The 17,227-nt window shown below is 72.6% G+C and carries 14 protein-coding genes and 1 pseudogene; 14 read left to right on the forward strand and 1 reads right to left on the reverse strand.

What is annotated here, in order from left to right:
• The first annotated feature begins 51 nt into the window (after positions 1-51).
• A complete protein-coding gene (locus BJ999_RS14510) occupies positions 52-1,476 on the forward strand; it encodes an MFS transporter (RefSeq protein WP_229809902.1) in 1,425 nt (474 codons plus the stop codon).
• A gap of 30 nt (positions 1,477-1,506) precedes the next feature.
• Here the strand turns inward: BJ999_RS14510 and bldD are convergent, their stop codons facing one another.
• On the reverse strand, positions 1,507-2,001 hold the full coding sequence (bldD, locus tag BJ999_RS14515; protein WP_021597992.1) for a transcriptional regulator BldD: 495 nt from the start codon (positions 1,999-2,001) through the stop codon (positions 1,507-1,509).
• A 434-nt stretch (positions 2,002-2,435) separates the two neighbouring features.
• On the opposite strand from bldD, the gene pyrR reads away from it, so the two are divergent.
• From pyrR to metK, 13 genes and pseudogenes are all read left to right on the forward strand, one after another.
• Complete coding sequence (gene pyrR / locus BJ999_RS14520) at positions 2,436-2,996, forward strand: bifunctional pyr operon transcriptional regulator/uracil phosphoribosyltransferase PyrR (RefSeq protein WP_141577110.1); 561 nt, start codon at positions 2,436-2,438, stop codon at positions 2,994-2,996.
• On the forward strand, positions 2,993-3,934 hold the full coding sequence (locus tag BJ999_RS14525) for an aspartate carbamoyltransferase catalytic subunit (RefSeq protein WP_179833796.1): 942 nt from the start codon (positions 2,993-2,995) through the stop codon (positions 3,932-3,934). The genes pyrR and BJ999_RS14525 overlap by 4 nt, the downstream gene beginning before the upstream one ends.
• Positions 3,931-5,217, forward strand: coding sequence for a dihydroorotase (locus BJ999_RS14530; protein ID WP_179833797.1), 1,287 nt, complete (start codon positions 3,931-3,933; stop codon positions 5,215-5,217). The genes BJ999_RS14525 and BJ999_RS14530 overlap by 4 nt, the downstream gene beginning before the upstream one ends.
• Positions 5,214-6,332 carry a glutamine-hydrolyzing carbamoyl-phosphate synthase small subunit gene (gene carA, locus BJ999_RS14535; protein WP_179833798.1) on the forward strand — a complete coding sequence of 373 codons (1,119 nt, stop codon included), beginning with the start codon at positions 5,214-5,216 and terminating at the stop codon, positions 6,330-6,332. The genes BJ999_RS14530 and carA overlap by 4 nt, the downstream gene beginning before the upstream one ends.
• Positions 6,332-9,640, forward strand: a pseudogene (gene carB, locus BJ999_RS14540) (carbamoyl-phosphate synthase large subunit); the annotation flags it as partial. The gene carA and the pseudogene carB, both read left to right, overlap by 1 nt.
• Before the next feature lie 160 nt (positions 9,641-9,800).
• Positions 9,801-10,688 carry an iron-sulfur cluster-binding protein gene (locus tag BJ999_RS14545; RefSeq protein ID WP_179833799.1) on the forward strand — a complete coding sequence of 296 codons (888 nt, stop codon included), beginning with the start codon at positions 9,801-9,803 and terminating at the stop codon, positions 10,686-10,688.
• Positions 10,685-11,665 carry a dihydroorotate dehydrogenase gene (locus BJ999_RS14550; protein ID WP_179833800.1) on the forward strand — a complete coding sequence of 327 codons (981 nt, stop codon included), beginning with the start codon at positions 10,685-10,687 and terminating at the stop codon, positions 11,663-11,665. The genes BJ999_RS14545 and BJ999_RS14550 overlap by 4 nt, the downstream gene beginning before the upstream one ends.
• Complete coding sequence (gene pyrF / locus BJ999_RS14555; protein WP_179833801.1) at positions 11,662-12,366, forward strand: orotidine-5'-phosphate decarboxylase; 705 nt, start codon at positions 11,662-11,664, stop codon at positions 12,364-12,366. Before BJ999_RS14550 ends, pyrF begins: the two co-directional genes overlap by 4 nt.
• A 775-nt stretch (positions 12,367-13,141) precedes the next feature.
• Positions 13,142-13,468 carry an integration host factor, actinobacterial type gene (gene mihF / locus BJ999_RS14560; RefSeq protein WP_021597647.1) on the forward strand — a complete coding sequence of 109 codons (327 nt, stop codon included), beginning with the start codon at positions 13,142-13,144 and terminating at the stop codon, positions 13,466-13,468.
• 94 nt (positions 13,469-13,562) lie between these two features.
• Entirely contained in the window at positions 13,563-14,150 is a 588-nt protein-coding gene (gene gmk, locus BJ999_RS14565; RefSeq protein ID WP_179838542.1) for a guanylate kinase, read from the forward strand.
• 27 nt (positions 14,151-14,177) lie between these two features.
• Positions 14,178-14,432 (forward strand): DNA-directed RNA polymerase subunit omega, encoded by a 255-nt coding sequence (gene rpoZ, locus BJ999_RS14570; protein WP_021597645.1) that lies wholly within the window; start codon positions 14,178-14,180, stop codon positions 14,430-14,432.
• Positions 14,433-14,583: 151 nt separating this feature from the next.
• Entirely contained in the window at positions 14,584-15,834 is a 1,251-nt protein-coding gene (gene coaBC / locus BJ999_RS14575; RefSeq protein ID WP_179833802.1) for a bifunctional phosphopantothenoylcysteine decarboxylase/phosphopantothenate--cysteine ligase CoaBC, read from the forward strand.
• 116 nt (positions 15,835-15,950) lie between these two features.
• On the forward strand, positions 15,951-17,144 hold the full coding sequence (gene metK, locus BJ999_RS14580) for a methionine adenosyltransferase (protein ID WP_179833803.1): 1,194 nt from the start codon (positions 15,951-15,953) through the stop codon (positions 17,142-17,144).
• Positions 17,145-17,227: the final 83 nt, after the last annotated feature.

Genomic DNA, 17,227 nt, shown 5'->3' on the forward strand with positions numbered 1-17,227 from the left:
TGGTTCGTCCCGGTATGAGATTGTTAGGGGAGCGAACTTCAGGAGGGCACGGTGGCGGGGCGGGGCGGGCGGGGGCTGGTGCCGCTGCTGGCCTTCCTCGGCGTGATGGCGTACTCGCTCTCGATGGCCGTGGTGACGCCCGCGCTGCCGCAGATCCAGCACGGCCTGCACACGACCCCGGCGGGAGCGGCGTGGGCGCTCACGGCGATGACGCTGTCCGCGGCCGTCGCCACGCCGGTGGTCGGACGGCTCGGCGACCTGTACGGGGCGCGCCGCGTGCTGCTCTGCGTGCTCGCCGTCGCCACCGCCGGGACGGTCGTCGCGGCGCTGGCCGCGACGGTGCCGGTCATGCTCGCCGGGCGCGTCCTCGGCGGCGTCGGCGGCGGCGTCTTCCCGCTGGCGTACACGATCATCCGGGACGTCCTGCCGCCCGCCCGGCGGGCCCCCGCCGTCGGCCTCATGTCGTCCATGCTGGGCCTCGGCGGCGCCGTGTCGTGGTGCCTGGCCGGTCCGATCATCGACCTCCTCGGCTGGCGGTGGCTCCTGTGGCTGCCCGTCATCGGCCTGGTGCCCGGCGTCGTCCTCGCCTGGTGGATCGTTCCGGCCGGACGCCGCGACGGGTCGTCCCGCGCGGCGGCGCGCGTCGACTGGTGGGGCGCCGTCCTCTTCGCCGCCTGGCTCGTGGCCGCGCTGACCGCCCTCACCGAGGGGATGGACTGGGGCTGGACGTCCCCGGGCGTCCTCGGGCTGCTCGCGCTCGCGCTCGCGGGGGCCGGCGCCTGGCTGTGGGTGGAGGGCCGCGTCTCCGAGCCCCTGATCGACCTGCGCCTCATGCGGGTGCGCGGGGTATGGACGGCGAACGCCGCCTCGCTCCTGTCGGGCTATGCGCTGATGGCGGGCGGACTGCTGTTCCCTCTGCTCGTCCAGCTCCCGGAGGACACCGGGTACGGCTTCGGCGGGACGGCCACGCAGGCGGCGCTGCTCCAGCTCCCCGCCAGCGTCGGGATGACCGTCGCGGGCATGACGGCGGGCCTGCTCGACCGGCGCGTCGGCTCCCGCACGGTGCTGCTCGGCGGCGCGGTGATGACCGGCCTCGGCTACGCGTTCGTGGCGTTCGAGCACGGCGCCATGTGGCACCTCTACGTCGGCGGCCTGGCGCGGGGCGTCGGCCTGGGCTTCGCCTACGCCGCCGTGGCGACCCTGGTGGTCGCCGCCGTGCCGCCGGAGGAGACCGGCGTGGCCACCGGCATCAACACGCTGCTCCGCACCGTCGGCGCGTCCCTCGGGACGCAGGTCAGCGCGGTCATCGTCGTCGCGGTCCCCGGTGAGGGCGGGTTCTCCGCCGGGTTCGCGGTGAGCGCCGCGGTCACGGCGGCCGTCCTCCCGCTGGCCCTGCTCGTCCCGCGCCCGGGGCGCAGGCGCGAACACGGAACGGGGCCCGGAGCGGTGCCGGACCCCGTCACGGTCGTGCGGTGAATCGGGTGGTGCGGTGAGACAGGCGGTGAATCAGAACGACTCGACGGCGCGGCGCGCCTCCGGGTCGAGGACGCCCCAGCCGATCAGCTCTTCGGTGAGCTCGGTCGGGGACTTGTCATAGATGACCGCGAGTGAACGCAAGTCCTCCTGACGGATGGACAGGACCTTTCCGTTGTAGTCGCCCCGCTGGCTCTGGATCGTCGCGGCGTAGCGGGCGAGAGGACCGGCCTTGTCTTTCGGAAGCTGCTGCAACCGCTCAAGATCGATAACGAGCTTGGGTGTAGGCCCGAGCGGGCTCGGCGCGGCTCCGCCGGGCAGCAACTCGGAAACCGGCACGCCGTAGAAATCGGCGAGCTCGGCCAGCTTCTGAACGGTGACGGCGCGGTCGCCCCGCTCGTACGAACCCACGACGACGGCCTTCCAGCGGCCGCGTGACTTCTCCTCCACACCGTGCAGGGACAGGCCCTGCTGGGTGCGGATGGCGCGCAGTCGCGCGCCGAGAGCCTTTGCATATTCAGACGGCATTCTGCGGCCCCCCAGGCTCACTTTCGTCGTCGTCGGACCCCGGCTTGTCACCGGGGGGAGACAGATTCGCGAAGCCAGGGGGCCTCAGGACTCTGTCTCCAGGGATGGTTACGGACAGTGACGGTAAAACGGGTAGGGCCCCAGGTCAAGCTGATTGGAAAAAAGCGGTCGAATCCGCAGGACTCGATCCGGGCCGTCCGGATCGCGTCCGGCCCGTGCGGGCAGGGGCGCGGCGGGCCGGACGGGCGGCCGGGGCTCTCCCGAGCGCCCCCGAATGTGACCCCTCTCACCTGCGAAGACGTGGACGGTGCCGGGTGTCGGGCAGGCGGGACCGGCTGCTAACGTGTGGGGGACACGACGTCCTTTAAGGCCCGTCCCGTGAGGCGGGGAAGGAGGTTTCGGCGGTGAACGCTGCCTTCAGGCAGGAGCATCGCGTGGCGGACGGTGACCCCCGGCCCAAGGCCGTTCTGGAGGGTCCCGACATCCGGCGCGCGCTGACCCGCATCGCACACGAGATCCTCGAGCGGACCAAGGGCGGCCACGACGTCCTGCTGCTCGGCATCCAGACCCGCGGCGTGACGCTGGCCGAGCGGCTCGCCGGGGCGCTGCGCGAGGTCGAGGGCCGCCCGGTGCCCTGGGGCTCGCTCGACGTGACCATGTACCGGGACGACCTGCGGATGCGGCCCGCCCGCGCTCTCGGCCGCACGGAGCTGCCCGCCGAGGGGATCGACGACAGGGTCGTCGTGCTCGTCGACGACGTGCTGTTCTCCGGCCGGACGGTGCGCGCGGCGCTGGACTCGCTGAACGACCTCGGCCGGCCCCGCGCCGTCCAGCTGGCGGTGCTGGTGGACCGCGGGCACCGGCAGCTGCCGATCCGCGCCGACTACGTGGGCAAGAACCTGCCCACCTCCATGCGCGAGACCGTGAAGGTCCTGCTGGACGAGAACGACGGGCGCGACGCGGTGCTGCTCGGCCCGACGGGGGGTGCCGAATGAACCGCCATCTGATCTCCGCCGCCGACCTCAGCCGCGACGACGCGCTGCTCGTCCTCGACACGGCCGAGGAGCTCGCGCAGATCGCGGGCCGCTCCATCAAGAAGCTGCCGACGCTGCGCGGCCGGACGGTCGTCAACCTGTTCTTCGAGGACTCCACCCGTACCCGGATCTCGTTCGAGGCCGCGGCCAAGCGGCTGTCGGCCGATGTGATCAACTTCTCCGCCAAGGGCTCCAGCGTGTCCAAGGGCGAGAGCCTGAAGGACACGGCGCTCACGCTGGAGGCGATGGGCGCGGACGGCGTCGTCATCCGGCACAACGCCTCCGGGGCGCCGCACCGGCTGGCCGGCTGGGTGCAGGGCAGCGTGGTCAACGCCGGCGACGGCACCCACGAGCACCCCACGCAGGCGCTCCTGGACGCGTTCACGATGCGCAAGCGCCTAGGCGACCTGGAGGGCCGCAAGGTCACGATCGTCGGCGACGTGCTGCACAGCCGCGTGGCACGATCCAACGTCCTGCTGCTGGACACGCTCGGCGCCGACGTCACCGTGGTCGCGCCGCCGACGCTGCTGCCGGTCGCGATCGACACCTGGCCCTGCTCGGTGTCCTACGACCTGGACGCCGTCATCCCGAAGAGCGACGTGATCATGATGCTGCGCGTCCAGCAGGAGCGCATGAACGCCGCCTACTTCCCGACGGTGCGCGAGTACAGCCGCCGCTACGGGCTGGACGCCGAGCGCATGGCCGAGCTGCCCGACCACGCCATCGTCATGCACCCCGGGCCGATGAACCGCGGCGTCGAGATCGCCGCCGAGGTCGCCGACTCGGTCCGCTCCACGATCGTCGAGCAGGTCGCCAACGGCGTCAGCGCGCGCATGGCCGTCCTCTACCTGCTGCTCGGAGGCTCCGAGCCCGCCATCGGCCAGGAGGTCCCCCAGTGAGCACCCTCATCATCAAGGGCGCGCGGATCCTCGGCGGCGAGGCCGCCGACATCCTCGTCCGCGACGGCGCCATCGCCGCGGTCGGGACCGGCCTGGACGAGGCCGGCGCCGAGGTCGTCGACGCCGGCGGGCTGGTGGCCCTGCCCGGTCTCGTCGACCTGCACACCCATCTGCGCGAGCCGGGCCGCGAGGACGCCGAGACCGTCGAGTCCGGCACGCGGGCCGCCGCGATGGGCGGGTACACGGCCGTCCACGCGATGGCCAACACCGACCCCGTCGCCGACACCGCCGGCGTGGTGGAGCAGGTGTGGCGCCTCGGGCGCGAGGCCGGGTACTGCGACGTCCAGCCGGTCGGGGCCGTCACGCGCGGCATCGCCGGCGAGCAGCTCGCCGAGCTGGGCGCGATGGCCGACTCCGCCGCCGAGGTGCGGGTGTTCTCCGACGACGGGCACTGCGTGTCGGACGCGGTCATCATGCGCCGGGCCCTGGAGTACGTGAAGGCCTTCGACGGCGTCGTCGCCCAGCACGCCCAGGAGCCGCGCCTCACCGAGGGCGCCCAGATGAACGAGGGCGAGATGTCCGCGGCGCTCGGCCTGGCCGGCTGGCCCGCCGTCGCCGAGGAGGCGATCATCGCCCGGGACGTGCTGCTGGCCCAGCACGTCGGGTCGCGGCTGCACGTGTGCCACGTCTCCACGGCCGGATCGGTGGAGATCATCCGGTGGGCGAAGAGCAAGGGCTGCCCGGTGACCGCCGAGGTCACCCCCCACCACCTGCTGCTGAACGACGCCAGGGCCGAGTCCTACGACCCGATCTTCAAGGTCAACCCGCCGCTGCGCACCGCCGACGACGTCACCGCGCTGCGGCACGCCCTCGCCGACGGGACGATCGACTGCGTCGCCACCGACCACGCCCCGCACCCGGTCGAGGCCAAGGAGACCGAGTGGGCCGTGGCCGCCATGGGCATGATCGGCCTGGAGACGGCGCTGCCGGTCGTCCAGGAGGCCATGGTCGAGACCGGCCTGCTCGACTGGGCCGGGGTCGCCGACCGCATGTCGGTCCGCCCCGCCCGCATCGGCCGCCTTTCCGGACAGGGTCGTCCGCTGGAGGCAGGTTCGCCCGCCAACATCACGCTGTACGACCCGTCGCCGCGCCGCGCCGTGGACCCGTCCGCGCTGACCTCCAAGAGCCGCAACACCCCGTTCGCGGGGCTGGAGCTGCCCGGCCGGGTCGTCGCGACGTTCCTGCGCGGCAAGCCGACCGTCCTCGAAGGGAAGCTCCAATGAACCCTGCTCTGCTCGTTCTGGAAGACGGCAGGGTGTTCCGCGGAGTCGCGTACGGGGCCGAGGGGGAGGCCTTCGGCGAGATGGTCTTCAACACCGGCATGACCGGCTACCAGGAGACCCTGACCGACCCCTCGTACGCGCGCCAGATCGTGGCGATGACGTCCCCGCACATCGGCAACACCGGCGTCAACGTCGAGGACCCCGAGTCGCCCCGCATCCAGGTGGCCGGCTACGTGGTGCGCGAGCCCGCCCGGGTGGCGTCCAACTGGCGCGCCACGGGCTCGCTCGGCTCCGAGCTGCGCGAGCAGGGGGTCGTGGGCATCGCCATCCCCGGCACCCGGGCCCTGACGAGGCACCTGCGCGACCGGGGCGCGATGCGCGCCGGCATCTTCAGCGGCGCGGACGCCGCCCTGGCCGGGGAGGACGCCCTCGTCGAGCGCGTCCGGCAGAGCCCCTCCATGGAGGGCGCGGACCTGGCCCGGGACGTCTCCACCCGGGAGCCCTACGTCGTCCCGCCGTGGGGCATGAGGCGCTACAAGGTCGCGGCCCTGGACCTCGGCATCAAGGCGATGACGCCGTTCCGGATGTCCCAGCGGGGCTGCGAGGTGCACGTCCTGCCGGCGACCAGCACGGCCGAGGACCTCCTCGCCCTCGCCCCCGACGGCGTGTTCCTCTCCAACGGCCCCGGCGACCCGGCCGCCGCGGACTACGCCGTGGACGTGCTGAAGGGCGTCCTCGACACCGGGACGCCGTTCTTCGGGATCTGCTTCGGCAACCAGATCTTCGGCCGCGCGCTCGGCCTCGGCACCTACAAGCTGAGGTTCGGCCACCGGGGGATCAACCAGCCCGTCCAGGACCGGACGACCGGCAAGGTCGACGTGTCGGCGCACAACCACGGATTCGCCGTGGACGCGCCCGTCGACCGGCCGTTCGACACCCCCTACGGGCCCGGCGAGGTCAGCCACGTGAACCTGAACGACGGGTGCGTCGAGGGGCTGAGGCTGCTGGACCGCCCGGCGTTCAGCGTCCAGTACCACCCGGAGGCCGCGGCCGGCCCGCACGACGCCTCCGGGCTCTTCGACCGTTTCTGCGACCTGATGGAGGCGTCGAGGTAATGCCGCGCCGCGAAGACCTGAACTCCGTCCTGGTGATCGGCTCCGGGCCGATCGTCATCGGGCAGGCGTGCGAGTTCGACTACTCCGGGACCCAGGCGTGCCGGGTGCTCAGGGCCGAGGGCCTGCGGGTCACGCTGGTGAACAGCAACCCGGCCACGATCATGACCGACCCCGAGTTCGCCGACGCCACCTATGTCGAGCCGATCACCCCGGAGGTCGTCGAGAAGATCATCGCCAAGGAGCGGCCGGACGCGCTGCTGCCCACCCTCGGCGGCCAGACGGCCCTCAACACCGCCATCGCGCTGTACGAGAGCGGCGTCCTGGCCAAGTACGGGGTCGAGCTGATCGGCGCCGACGTGGACGCGATCCAGGCCGGGGAGAACCGGGAGCGGTTCAAGGACGTCGTCGCCAAGGTGGCCCGCGAGCAGCGCCTGAACGCCGAGTCCGCCCGGTCGGTCATCTGCCACTCGATGCCGGACTGCCTGGCGGCGGCGGGCGAGCTCGGCTACCCGCTCGTCGTCCGGCCGTCCTTCACGATGGGCGGGCGCGGCTCCGGCTTCGCCCACGACGAGGACGACCTGCGCCGCATCGCCGGGGCCGGGCTCGACGCGTCCCCGACCGGCGAGGTGCTCCTGGAGGAGTCGATCCTCGGCTGGAAGGAGTACGAGCTGGAGGTCATGCGCGACCGCCACGACAACGTGGTGATCGTGTGCTCGATCGAGAACCTCGACCCGATGGGCGTGCACACCGGCGACTCGATCACGGTCGCGCCCGCGCTGACGCTGACCGACCGCGAGTACCAGAACATGCGGGACGTCGCGATCGCGGTGATCCGCGAGGTCGGCGTCGACACCGGCGGCTGCAACATCCAGTTCGCCGTGCACCCCGGCACCGGCCGGATGATCGTCATCGAGATGAACCCGCGGGTGTCGCGGTCCTCGGCGCTGGCCTCCAAGGCCACCGGGTTCCCCATCGCCAAGATCGCGGCAAAGCTGGCCGTCGGGTACACGCTGGACGAGATCCCGAACGACATCACCCGCGAGACGCCGGCCTCGTTCGAGCCGACGCTCGACTACGTCGTGGTGAAGGTGCCCCGGTTCGCGTTCGAGAAGTTCCCCGGCGCCGACGGCACGCTCACCACGCACATGAAGTCCGTGGGCGAGGCCATGGCCATCGGGCGGTGCTTCACCGAGGCCCTGCAGAAGGCCCTGCGGTCCCTCGAACAGAAGGGCACCTCGTTCAGCTGGGCGGGCGACGCCGACGCCGCCGAGCTCGTCGAGTCGGCCCGGCGCCCCCACGACGGGCGGCTCAAGGACGTCCAGCGCGCGCTCTGGGCGGGGGCCACCGTCGAGGAGCTGTACGAGGCGACCGGCATCGACCCCTGGTTCCTGGACCAGATCGCCGCCATCAACGAGGTCGCGGACGAGATCCGCACCGCCGACGACGCGCTCACCAAGGACAAGCTGCTGCGCGCCAAGCGGCACGGGTTCTCCGACGCGCAGATCGGCGAGCTGCGCAACCTCTCCGAAGAGGTCGTGCGCGAGCTCCGGCACGCCCTCGGCATCCGCCCGGTCTACCTGACCGTGGACACCTGCGCCGCCGAGTTCGCGGCGCAGACCCCCTACCTCTACTCCGCCTACGACGAGGAGACCGAGGTACCACCGGGGACCAAGCCGAAGGTCATCATCCTGGGCAGCGGCCCCAACCGCATCGGCCAGGGCGTCGAGTTCGATTACTCCTGCGTCCACGCGTCGTTCACGCTGGCCGAGGCGGGCTACGAGACCGTGATGGTCAACTGCAACCCCGAGACGGTCTCCACCGACTACGACACCTCCGACCGGCTCTACTTCGAGCCCCTCACGCTGGAGGACGTCCTGGAGGCCGTCTACGCGGAGCAGCAGTCCGGCGAGGTCGCGGGCGTCATCGTCCAGCTCGGGGGCCAGACCCCCCTCGGGCTCGCCCAGAAGCTGAAGGACGCCGGCGTCCCGATCGTGGGCACCTCGCCGGAGAGCATCCACCTCGCCGAGGAGCGCGGGGCGTTCGGACGCGTCCTGCACAGGGCCGGCCTGCTCGCCCCCAAGCACGGCACGGCCACGTCCTACGAGGAGGCCCGGGAGATCGCCGCCGAGATCGGCTACCCCGTCCTCGTCCGCCCGTCCTACGTGCTGGGCGGGCGCGGCATGGAGATCGTGTACGACGACGCCACGCTGGAGTCGTACATGGCCCGCGCCACCGAGGCGAGCCCCGAGCACCCCGTCCTGGTCGACCGTTTCCTGGACGAGGCCATCGAGATCGACGTGGACGCCCTGTTCGACGGCGAGGAGCTGTACCTCGGCGGCGTGATGGAGCACATCGAGGAGGCCGGCATCCACTCCGGCGACTCGGCGTGCGCCCTGCCGCCCATCACGCTGGGACACGACGACATCCGCCGCATCCGCGAGTCGACGGAGGCGCTCGCGCGCGGCGTCGGCGTGCGCGGGCTGATGAACGTCCAGTACGCGCTGTCCGCGGGCGTCCTGTACGTGCTGGAGGCGAACCCGCGGGCCTCCCGCACGGTGCCGTTCGTCTCCAAGGCGACCGCCGTGCCGCTCGCCAAGGCGGCGGCCCGCGTGATGATGGGCACGACCATCGCCGAGCTGCGCGCCGAGGGCCTGCTGCCCGAGGCCGGCGACGGCGGGACCCTGCCGCTGGACGCGCCGATCGCGGTGAAGGAGGCCGTCCTGCCGTTCGACCGGTTCCGCAACGAGCACGGGCAGGGCGTCGACATCGTCCTCGGCCCCGAGATGCGCTCCACCGGCGAGGTCATGGGCATCGACGAGGTGTTCGGCACCGCGTTCGCCAAGTCGCAGCAGGCCGCCTACGGGTCGCTGCCGACCAAGGGGCGCGCGTTCGTGTCCGTGGCGAACCGCGACAAACGGCACATGGTGTTCCCCGTGAAGCGCCTGGCTGACCTGGGCTTTGAGATTCTTGCCACGGAAGGGACCGCGGAGGTCCTGCGCCGCAACGGCGTGCGTGCCAAGATCGTGCGCAAGCACAGCGAGGGTCCGGGCCCGTCCGGCGAGCCCACGATCGTGCGGCGCGTCCTGGACGGCGAGGTCGACCTCATCGTCAACACTCCCTTCGGCAGCCCCGGCCAGTCCGGGCCGCGGCTCGACGGCTACGAGATCCGTACCGCGGCCGTGCTGCGGGGCGTACCGTGCGTGACGACCGTCCAGGGGCTCGGGGCGGCCGTGCAGGGCATCGAGGCCGTCGCTGGCGGCCAGGTCGGCGTCCGCTCCCTCCAGGAGCACGCCGAGCGGCTCAGCGGCGCGCACGGCCGGGCCGGCGCTTCCGGCCAGGACGGCGCGGACGGCGCGGCGGCCCCGGACGGGGACGGCGCCGTGTCGCCCGGCTGACAGGACCGGGCGGGCCGGGCGGGGAGGACGCCGCCCGGCCGGCCCGGCGCACGCGATGAGGAGAGGGAGACGGGTGTCCGACACGCCGGTGCAGACCTCGGCGACGGTTCTGACGGTCCGCCAGGTGCAGGACTACCGCGCGATGACGCTGGTGGCCCCGGCCATCGCCGAACGGTTCAGGCCCGGCCAGTTCGTGGCGCTCGCCGTGGGCGGCGAGCACACCTCCCGCCTGGTGCGCCGGTGCATCGGGGTCCACGAGGTCAAGTCCGACTACGGCGGCACCGTCGAGCTGGTGTTCGCCGACACCGAGCCCGGCACCGCCTGGCTCGCCGGCCGTCGCTCCCGCGACCAGATCGACCTCCTCGGACCGCTCGGCCGCCCTTTCCGGCTGCCCCGCGACCCCGTGACCTGCCTGCTCGTCGGCGGCGGGCCCGGCGGCGCGGCCGTGTTCGCACTGGCCGACTCGCTGCTGCGGCGCGGCTGCCGGGTGCACTTCGTGCTCGCCGGCGCCTCGGCCCGGCAGGTGTTCGGGTCCCGCATGGCGCAGCGCATCGGCGACAGTTCGACCGTCGTCACCGAGGACGGGTCGATGGGGGAGCGGGGCACCGTCCGCGACGTGCTGCCACGCGTCATCGAGGAGACGGGCGCGGACGTCGTCTACGGCTGCGGCCCCACGTCCCTGCTGCGCTCGGTCACCCAGATCGCCGGCGACTTCGGCCTGCCCTCGCAGGTGTCGGTCGAGGAGTTCCTCCAGCAGACGGGCGCGTGCGGCATCGGCGTGTGCATGACGTGCATGCTGCCCGTCCACGGCGAGGACGGCGTGACCCGCATGGTCCGCGCCTGCGCGGACGGGCCCGTCCTGCGCGGCGACCGCGTCCGCTGGGGCGACCTCGGCACCATCCCGTTCGACGCGCTCGGCGCGCCGCGCGTCCTGAGCGTCTCTGAAGGGGGCTCGCAGTGAGCGACCGGGTCACGACCACGCTCGGGCCGCTGGAGCTGCCCAATCCCGTCCTGACGGCCTCAGGGTGCGGCGGGACGGGTCGGGAGCTCGCCCAGTTCTTCGACCTCACCCGCCTCGGCGCGTTCGTCACGACGTCGGTGATGGCGCAAGCGCGCGCGGGACGTCCCACACCGCGTGTGACCGAGACCCCGAGCGGCCTCCTGACCGCCATGGGCCTCCCCGGCCCCGGTGTGGAGACCTTCCTGGAACGTGACCTGCCCTGGCTCATCGAGCAGGAGGTCCGAACGATCGTGTCCGTCGCGGGCAGCAGCGTCGAGGAGTACGGCGACCTCGCGCGCCGCCTCCGCAACGTCCCGGGCGTCGCCGCGATCGAGGTCAACGTCGCCTGCCCCAACGTCGAGGACCGCGGCCGCATGTTCGGCTGGCACCCGGCCGCCGCCGCGTCCGTGGTGCGGGCCGTGCGCGCGCACGCCCGGCCCGGCGTCCCGGTCTTCGCCAAGCTCGCCCCCGACGTGACCGACATCGTCACCATCGCGCTCGCGTGCGTCGACGCGGGCGCCGACGGCCTCACCCTGATCAACACCATGGACGCCATGGCGATCGACCCGCAGACGCTGCGTCCGGCCCTCACGGGCGTGTCCGGCGGCCTGTCCGGGCCCGCCGTGCGGCCGGTCGCGGTCCGCTGCGTCTACCAGGTGCACGCCGCGCTGCCGACCACCCCCATCATCGGCGTCGGCGGCATCGCCACCGGCCTGGACGCCTTGGAGTTCATCCTCGCCGGGGCCTCCGCCGTCGCCGTCGGCACCGCCCTGTTCCACGACCCCGCAGCCGGCCCGCGCGTCCTGCGCGAACTGGAGGAGGCGCTCGCGGCCCGCCGCATCGGCCGCCTCGCCGACGCCGTCGGCCTCGCGCACAAGCCCGCCGGGTACGTCCCGCCCCAGGTGCGCCGGCAAGAACCCGAGAAGGAGAAGCTGTGACCGCCGCCCCTATCGCCGTCGCGCTGGACGCGCCCGACCTGGAGACGGCCGCGCGCTGGGCCACCCTGGTCACGCCGCACGTCTCCACCGTCAAGGTGGGCCTGGAGCTTTACCTGCGGTATGGGCCGGACGTCGTCGCCAGCGTGCGGGGCGCCAGCCGCGTCCAGGTGTTCCTCGACCTCAAGCTGCACGACATCCCCGCCACCGTCCGCGGCGCCGCCCGCGCCGTGGCCCGCCTCAAACCGGCCTACCTGACCGTGCACGCCGCCGGAGGGCCCGCGATGATCCGCGAGGCGGTGCAGGCCGTCCCCGCCACCAAGATCGCCGCGGTGACGGTCCTGACGTCCCTCGGGGACGCCGATCTCGCCGCCCTCGGCCTCGCGGGGCCCGCCCCGGACGCCGTCCGCCGCCTCGCCGTCCTCGCCGTCGAGGCTGGCGCTCAGGCCCTCGTGTGCTCCCCGCAGGAGGCCGCCGCCGTCCGCGCGGAGGTCGGCCCGGACATCACGCTCATCACGCCCGGCGTCCGCCCCGCCGGCTCCGGCAACCAGGACCAGGCCCGTGTCGCCACTCCCGAGGACGCCCTGGCCGCCGGCGCCGACCTGCTGGTCATCGGCCGCCCCATCACCGCCGCCCCCGATCCCGGCGCCGCCGCGGCCGCCATCGCCGCCGCGCTGCGCCGCACGTCCGCCGGCACGGCCTGAACGCGGCCCCGAGCACGTCCCGAGTGGGCACGGCCGCCCGCGCGGGGACATGCTCGGCGCGCCATTGGTGCGCGGGCGCACAGAACCGCTTTGTGCGTGTGAGTTTTGTGGCGTGGGCGATCGCGATTGTGGTTTTAGTCGCATGCGAATGCCGGGACGGAGTCGTCGCATTGCGATACGTGCCGAACGGCGAACTCGTTCACGCGGAGGGGCGATTCCGGACCGGGGGGAGTCTCCGGACGGGACGGCCGGCGTCTCCGCGTCCATGGGGTGCCCTGGCGGCGGGCTGGGGGGAGCTGGTGCGGTGCGGGTGTCCTCCGGGCCGAGCGGACGATCTTGGCGGGTGTTGTCGAGGATGACAGTAACGGTGCCGGGGCGACGTGCGGAACGGCGTGGCGTGACGAGTGTCACTCGGTCGGGATCATTTGTGGGAGGCCCCGCCACCGCCCTCCGGCGGGGCCCGCGGGGGCGGTGGCGGGACCGTGGCGGCCCGGCCGTCCGGGGGCGCGAAGTGCAGCGGCGAGGCGGTACCGGGTGCCACATTTGCGGTCAGAATGGGCGGATTTTCACGATCATGCGAAAGTCCCAGCAAGGCAAGGGGATGCGGCCCCGAGGGGTCCGAGTTGGGTACACTCTGTATTCAGGACACTCCGAGGAGTGATTTTCGTGAATTTGTGGCGGGCTAAACGGCACTTCACGTTGCCTTATGGGTGGTGAACTCGCTAGTTTCCCAACCCGTCCGACTCCGTCGAGTGGAAACCTGAGGTGACCCGGCGTGGCTCTTCCGCCCCTAACCCCCGAACAGCGCGCCGCAGCCCTTGAGAAGGCTGCCAAGGCTCGCAAGGAGCGGGCCGAGGTTAAGAACAAGCTGAAGCACGGGGGAACCTCGCTCGCCGAGGTTCTCAAAGAGGGTCAGTCCGACGACGTCATCGGAAAGATGAAGGTGTCGGCCCTTCTGGAATCGCTGCCCGGTGTGGGCAAGGTCCGTGCGAAGCAGATCATGGAGCGCCTGGGCATCGCCGAGTCCCGCCGTGTGCGGGGCCTCGGCGCCAACCAGCGCGCATCCCTGGAGCGTGAGTTCGGCGGAAGTGCGAACCGCTGACGCGCGACTCACGGGCGGGCGCGGCGGTCAGGCCGCCGCGGCCGGCTCGGGGCGACCCGTAGACGGCACCATCCCGCCCGGCTCCGGCGCACCCATCGCTGCGCCGGAGGACTCCAGGCCGCATGGCCCGCTCGCGCGGCGGCTGACGGTCCTGTCCGGGCCGTCGGGCGTCGGCAAGAGCACGGTCGTCGCCGAGATCCGGCGCTCACACCCCCGGGTGTGGCTGTCGGTCTCGGTGACCACCCGGGCTCCCCGCCCGGGTGAGACCGACGGTGTGCAGTACTTCTTCGTCGACGACGCCGGTTTCGACCGGCTCGTCGCCGAAGGGCAGCTCCTCGAATGGGCCGAGTTCGCGGGCAACCGCTACGGCACCCCCCGCCGGCCCGTCGAGGAACGCCTCGCCCGCGGCGAGCCGGTGCTCCTGGAGATCGACCTCCAGGGCGCCCGGCAGGTCCGCCGGTCCATGTCCGAGGCGCGCCTGGTGTTCCTCGCCCCCCCCAGCTGGGAGGAGCTCGTCCGCCGCCTCACCGGACGCGGCACCGAGCCCCCCGAGGTCATCGAGCGCCGCCTCGACGCGGCGCGCGTCGAACTCGCCGCCGAGAAGGAGTTCGACGTCACGCTCGTCAACACGTCCGTGCAGGACGTGTGCGACGAGCTGCTAGCCTTGATGGCTGACCAGTAGCCTGTTCAATCTACGGAAGGCCACCGAGTGGCAGCCAGCAACGAGGGCATCACCAACCCTTCGATCGACGAGCTCCTCGAGGTCGTCGACACCAAGTACGGCCTCGTGAGCATCGCGGCCAAGCGCGCCCGGCAGATCAACGCCTACTACGCCCAGCTGGGCGAGGGCCTGCTGGAGTACGTCGGCCCGCTCGTCGAGACGCAGGTCCAGGAGAAGCCGCTGTCGATCGCGCTCCGCGAGACGCGCGAGGGCCTGCTGAACGCCGAGCCCATCGAGGGCTGAGGCTTCCGGGGCGGCCGGTGCCGCTCGTCGGCCCGCCGCCTGCGCCGATGGCCGCGTCCGCAGCGTTCTCCGGGGGCCGTCCGCAGGCCCCGGAGCGGATACGCGCACCCCGGGGGGAGAGCGGGCGGCACCTGATGGGATCGTGGGCCCTATGACCTCCCCCAAGCCGCGCGTCGTGCTCGGAGTGAGCGCCGGCATCGCCGCGTACAAGGCGTGCGAGCTGCTCCGGCGGCTCACCGAGTCGGGCCACGACGTCACCGTCGTGCCGACCGCGGACGCGCTCCGCTTCGTCGGAGAGCCCACCTGGGCCGCCCTGTCCGGCAAGCCGGTGTCCCCGCGGGTCTGGGACGGCGTCGCCGAGGTCCCGCACGTCCGGCTCGGTCAGCAGGCCGACCTGGTGTTCGTCGCCCCGGCCACCGCCGACCTGCTCGCCAAGGCGGCCCACGGCCTCGCCGACGACCTGCTGACCAACACCCTGCTCACCGCCCGCTGCCCCGTCGTGTTCGCGCCCGCGATGCACACCGAGATGTGGCAGCATCCGGCCACGCAGGCCAACGTGGCGACCCTGCGGGAGCGCGGCGCCGTCGTCGTCGAGCCCGCGTCCGGGCGCCTCACGGGCAAGGACACCGGGCCCGGCCGGCTGCCCGACCCCGCCGAGCTGTTCGAGGTCGCCCGGCACGTGCTGGCCCGCGGCGCCGCCGGACGCGACCTCGCCGGACGGCACGTGGTCGTCTCCGCCGGGGGCACCCGGGAGGCCATCGACCCCGTCCGCTTCATCGGGAACCGCTCGTCCGGCCTGCAGGGCCACGCCCTCGCCAGGACGGCCGCGGCCCGCGGCGCCCGCGTGACGCTCGTCTCGGCGAACGTCGCCCTGCCCGACCCGGCGGGCGCCGAGATCGTCGCCGTCGGATCGGCCGAGGAGATGCGCAAGGCCGTCGTGGAGGCCGCCGGATCGGCCGACGCGGTCGTCATGGCCGCCGCCGTCGCCGACTTCCGCCCGGCCGGCTACCGCGGCTCCAAGATCAAGAAGACCGAGGGGGCGGAGCCCGAGCCGATCCGGCTCGTCAAGAACCCCGACATCCTGGCCGAGCTGGGCAGGATCCGGAGGCCGGGCCAGGTCGTCGTGGGATTCGCGGCCGAGACCGACGACGTCCTCGCCAACGGCCAGGCCAAGCTCGCCCGCAAGGGCAGCGACCTTCTCGTCGTCAACCAGGTCGGCGAGAACCTGACCTTCGGCCGCCCCGACAACGCCGCGGTCATCCTCGGCGCCGACGGGTCGCGCACCGAGGTGCCGCGCGGGGCCAAGGAGGCGCTCGCCGAAGTCGTGTGGGACCTCGTCGCAGCGCGGCTGGAGCGCACGTCGTCGGGCGTACGTCAGGGTGAAGGGCATCGTGCCCGCTAGACTTCTGGCCCTAACATCGTGGGGAACCCATGGCGGGGGGCGGCCTCCCTCGCCGAACTCGACAAAGAATCCGTTCTGCGACGTCAGTCAGCAGCCGCTGCAAGGAGTTCACGTACGTGTCTCGCCGCCTGTTCACCTCCGAGTCGGTGACCGAAGGTCACCCGGACAAGATCGCGGACCAGATCAGCGACGCGATCCTCGACTCGATGCTCAAGGACGACCCGAAAAGCCGGGTCGCCGTCGAGACGATGATCACGACGGGTCAGGTGCATGTGGCCGGTGAGGTCACCACCGAGACCTATGTGGACATCCCGGGCGTGATCCGGGAGAAGATCCTGGAGATCGGCTACGACTCGTCCAAGAAGGGCTTCGACGGCCACTCCTGCGGCGTGTCGGTGTCCATCGGCGCGCAGTCGCCCGACATCGCGCAGGGCGTCGACGACGCCTACGAGACCCGCGAGGGCGAGGGCGTCGACGACCTGGACCGGCAGGGCGCCGGCGACCAGGGCCTGATGTTCGGCTACGCCACCAACGAGACGCCCGAGCTGATGCCGCTGCCGATCACGCTGGCGCACCGGCTCGCCCGGCGGCTGTCGGCGGTCCGCAAGAGCGGCGACGTGCCGTACCTGCGCCCCGACGGCAAGACCCAGGTCACCATCGAGTACGACGGCGACCGCGGCGTCCGCCTCGACACCGTCGTGGTGTCCAGCCAGCACGCTCCCGACATCGACCTGAAGGAGCTGCTGGGCCCGGACGTCAAGGAGCACGTCGTCGACCCGGTGCTCGCCGAGTTCGAGCTCGACACCGAGAACTACCGGCTGCTGGTGAACCCCACCGGCCGCTTCGAGATCGGCGGCCCGATGGGCGACGCCGGCCTCACCGGCCGCAAGATCATCGTGGACACCTACGGCGGCATGGCCCGGCACGGCGGTGGCGCGTTCTCCGGCAAGGACCCGTCCAAGGTCGACCGCTCCGCCGCGTACGCGATGCGCTGGGTCGCCAAGAACATCGTCGCCGCGCAGCTCGCCGACCGCGCCGAGGTGCAGGTCGCCTACGCGATCGGCAAGGCCCACCCGGTCGGGGTGTTCGTGGAGACGTTCGGCACCGAGAAGGTCGCCCCCGAGAAGATCGAGAAGGCGATCGGGGACGTCTTCGACCTGCGCCCGGCCGCGATCGTCCGCGACCTGGACCTGCTCCGCCCGATCTACCAGCAGACGGCCGCCTACGGTCACTTCGGCCGCGAGGAGCCCGACTTCTCCTGGGAGTCGACCGACCGCGCCAAGGCCCTGGCCTCCGCCGCCGGCCTGTAACCGGTCTTCCGCGAAGAAGGGCCCCGGGGTGTCCCGGGGCCCTTCTTCGCGCGTCTGCCTGTCCTGCGCCCGCCGCGGTGGGC

This window comes from Actinomadura citrea (assembly GCF_013409045.1).
Classification (GTDB): Bacteria; Actinomycetota; Actinomycetes; order Streptosporangiales; family Streptosporangiaceae; genus Spirillospora; species Spirillospora citrea.